Raw genomic sequence first — 3520 nt, 5'->3', positions numbered from 1 at the left:
TGTCAAGCCCCGGGTTTGATGGAGAGTTGGTTAGCTGGTTTTCAGGGGTGCGGTGACCGGCTGGGTCATCGCGTGTAGTGCTTCGTACTCGGTGGGCGGGACGTGCTTGAGCTCACCGTGCAGGCGTCGGTTGTTGTACCAGTCGATGTACTCGACGGTGGCCATCTCCAGGTCGTCGAGCCCGCGCCATGGGCCGGTGTTGCGGACGAGTTCGGCCTTGTACAGGGAGTTGAACGCTTCGGCCATCGCGTTGTCGTAGGAGTCGCCCTTGGCGCCGACCGAGGCGACGGCGCCGGCCTCGGCGAGCCGCTGGCTGTAGCGGATCGCTCGATATTGGACTCCACGGTCGGAGTGGTGGACGAGTCCGCCCAGGTCAGCGTCTTGATTCTCGCGGCGCCAGATCGCCATCTTCAGCGCGTCGAGAGCCAGGTCGGTGTAGAGACTCGTGGACACCTGCCAGCCGACGATCATGCGGGAGTACACGTCGAGGACGAACGCGGCGTGCACCCATCCCACGCTGGTTCGCACGTAGGTCAGATCCGCGACCCACAGCTGGTTCGGGCCCGCTGCGGTGAAGTCCCGTCTGACCAGGTCAGCAGGGCGGCTGGTCTCGGCCGCCGGCCGGGTCGTGCGCGGCGACTTGTCGCGCAGCAGCCCACGCAGCCCGGACTGGCGCATCAGCCGCTCGACCGTGCACCGGGCCACCCGCACCCCCTGGCGGTGCATGGCGTGCCAGATTTTGCGGGCGCCGTAGACGCCGTAGTTGGCCGCATGGACCTGCTCGATCATCGCGGTCAGCTCCTCGTCGCGCCGTGAGCGGGCGCTGGCGGGGCGGGTCTTGGCGGCGTAGTAGGTCGACGGTGCGATCTGTGCCGGCGTGTCTTCGAGCGCCTGCAGGACCGGCTGGACACCGTGTTCGGCCTTCTGGGAGTCGACGAACTCGACCTTCATCGCGACGGACGGTCCGTGAAGTCGGCCCGGGTCGCGGTGCCAGACCTGTTGGGCTGGTCCGTTTCCCCGGGCCGCTTCCCGAACCCGGCGTGCACCTTTCAATGCACCGGGCTCTCCACGAGCCCCGATAGTGCTGGTGGTGCTCCTCGTCAGGCGGTCGGCCAGGGCGACGGGATGATCGAGCCGCGGTAGCGATACCGGGTCGTGCCCAGCGCCTCCGGGTCGAACAGTTCCCGCTGCCCGCGCGGCCACCAACCACCGCCGCAATACTGACGGCGCAGTTCCTTCCAGGTGGCCCGGCGGTGTTTCCGTCGCAGCCATCGCCATACCGTCTGCCATAGGTAGTGGCTGAGGTAGGCGAAAGTCGCCGACGACACTCCGGGCCGGAAGTAGGCGCACCAGCCGCGAACTGCCTGGTTGAGCCGACGGATCAGCTCGTCCAGCGGCTGGTTCACCTCGACCTGCCGGCACAGCGTCTTGACCTTGGCCATCACTGCTTTCAGTGACTTCTTGGCCGGATAGGTATAGATGAAATACCGGTTGGTGCCCCTCTTGCGATGACGCTGGATGCGCCACCCGAGGAAGTCCACGCCCTCGTCGATGTGGGTGACCAGAGTCTTGTCCGGCGACAGGCGCAAACCCATCGTCGACAACACCCCGGCGATCTCGTCCCGCAACATCACGGCGTCGGACTGGCTGCCCCTGATCATCAGGCACCAGTCGTCGGCATACCGGACCAGCTTGAAGTTCGGCAGACCGCGCCGCAGCCGCCCAGCCCTCTCGCCCGGGCTGGAGCCCGGACCACCGGGCCGCTGAGCGATGTGCTCGTCCAGCACCGCCAGGGCGAGGTTGCTCAGCAGCGGGGACAGGATCGACCCTTGCGGGGTTCCGGCGTTGGTCTCCCGAAGCTGCCGATCCTCACCGAGGATCCCGGCTTTCAGGAACGCCTTCACCAGGTCCAGGACGCGCTTGTCAATGATCCGGCCACGCACCCGGCCCATCAGGGCGGTGTGGTCGATCTCGTCGAAGCAGGCCTTGATGTCGCCTTCCACGATCCACTCGTACCTGCGTGGATTCGTGGCCAGGTAACGGATCTCGGCCACCGCGTCATGAGCCCGGCGCCCCGGACGGAACCCATAAGAACATGGGAGGAAATCCGCCTCGAAGATCGGCTCCAACACCAGCTTCAAAGATGCCTGAACCACCCGGTCGGTGATCGTGGCGATCCCCAACCGGCGCAGCTTGCCGCCGGGCTTCGGGATCATCCTTTCCCGCACCGGCAGCGGCCGGAAACTGCGGTCCTTCAACGAGGCCCGCAGCTCACCGAGGAACTCCTCGACACCGACACGCAGCACGACCGACAACGCTGTCCGGCCGTCCACTCCGGCGGTCTTGGCACCCTTGTTGCTCCGCACCCGATCCCACGCCACCAACAGGAACGCGGGATCGACGACAAGGTTGAACAGGTCGTCGAACTGGCGATGAGGACCATCACGAGCCCAACGGTGCAGCTTGGTCTGGATCTCCAGTACCCGATCCTCAGCCCGCAACAGGGCCAACTCCGGATCGTCGGTGTTCACCGGCGACATCCCTCCTGGCATTCCAGCATCCACCCTGCCTGACTTGCTGGCCCCCTTCGCCCTGTGTCCGGCTCTCCCGGACCCCGACGGCGGGTCGTCACGCCCGCGACTACTACGAGGCCTCCGCCCCGACCGGTCACCCCACAGCGGCAACACACCTGCCCAGCCCCGCCCTGGAAGGACGGAAACCCGGCGGACGCCGGTCGGTTCCCACGTTCACCACATGATCGATCAGCCAGGGAGGTGCCCAGCTCTACTCCGGCAGCATCGCCACGGCTACGCCGCAGGCCTTCACCGTGGCCTCCCCACCGCCGGAGCTAAACGGCTTCGGAGTCCACCCCGGCGGCCGAAGCCTCGGGGTCGTGCGCTGCTCACCGGCCCGTATCCACCAGGTTGGAGCCGGCTTCGCTGTTACGAAGCGTCAGACACTGGTTCACTCGCGTTACACCTTCTGGCCTCGCCTCGACGAACCCGCACCGTCTGGCAGTCCCGGCACGTCCCGCCTTTGTCAGGGCCGCTTGCCACCCTCCCCGCCATTGCGCAGGTCAGGCTGCCCCCAGGCTTCGACCGAGCCGCTGCGACGGCCCGGCGGGAAGGTCTCTCACCCTCCTCGATCACTCAGCGCTACGTGGCGCACAACTCCGCCGCGAAGAAAGACGCCGCAGACTTCAGGATCTGGTTCGCCCGCCGCAGCTCACGCACCTCCCGTTCCAACGCGGCGAGGCGTTCCGCATCGCTGCTGGTGGTGCCCGGCCGCTCACCGGCGTCGGTCTCGGCCTTCTTCACCCACGTGCGCAACGCCTCCGGATGAACCCCGAGCTGCCCGGCGATCCGCCGGATCGCCCCGACCGCGGACGCCGGATCCCGGCGGGCCTCGACCGCCAACCGGGTCGCACGCTCACGCAACTCATCGGGGTACTTCTTCGGGGCAGGCATCGCTGGTGTTCCTCCCAGGTTTCGATGTCTCCATCAAACCCGGTGCGGGACAG

The 3520-nt window shown here is 67.1% G+C and carries 2 protein-coding genes and 1 pseudogene; all 3 read right to left on the bottom strand.

Annotated features, from left to right (window positions below; all coding sequences use genetic code 11):
• Positions 1-30 precede the first annotated feature (30 nt).
• Positions 31-1203, bottom strand: coding sequence for an IS3 family transposase (locus tag IEY61_RS30740; protein ID WP_268240708.1), 1173 nt, complete (start codon positions 1201-1203; stop codon positions 31-33).
• Positions 1101-2531 carry a group II intron reverse transcriptase/maturase gene (gene ltrA / locus IEY61_RS30735; RefSeq protein ID WP_189050826.1) on the bottom strand — a complete coding sequence of 477 codons (1431 nt, stop codon included), beginning with the start codon at positions 2529-2531 and terminating at the stop codon, positions 1101-1103. Before ltrA ends, IEY61_RS30740 begins: the two co-directional genes overlap by 103 nt.
• A gap of 648 nt (positions 2532-3179) precedes the next feature.
• Positions 3180-3467, bottom strand: a pseudogene (locus tag IEY61_RS30730) (transposase); the annotation flags it as partial.
• Positions 3468-3520 lie beyond the last annotated feature (53 nt).

The sequence above is a fragment of the Micromonospora sonchi genome, assembly GCF_014646235.1.
GTDB classification, from domain to species: domain Bacteria; phylum Actinomycetota; class Actinomycetes; order Mycobacteriales; family Micromonosporaceae; genus Micromonospora; species Micromonospora sonchi.
This window is presented reverse-complemented; position numbering and strand designations above follow the sequence as displayed.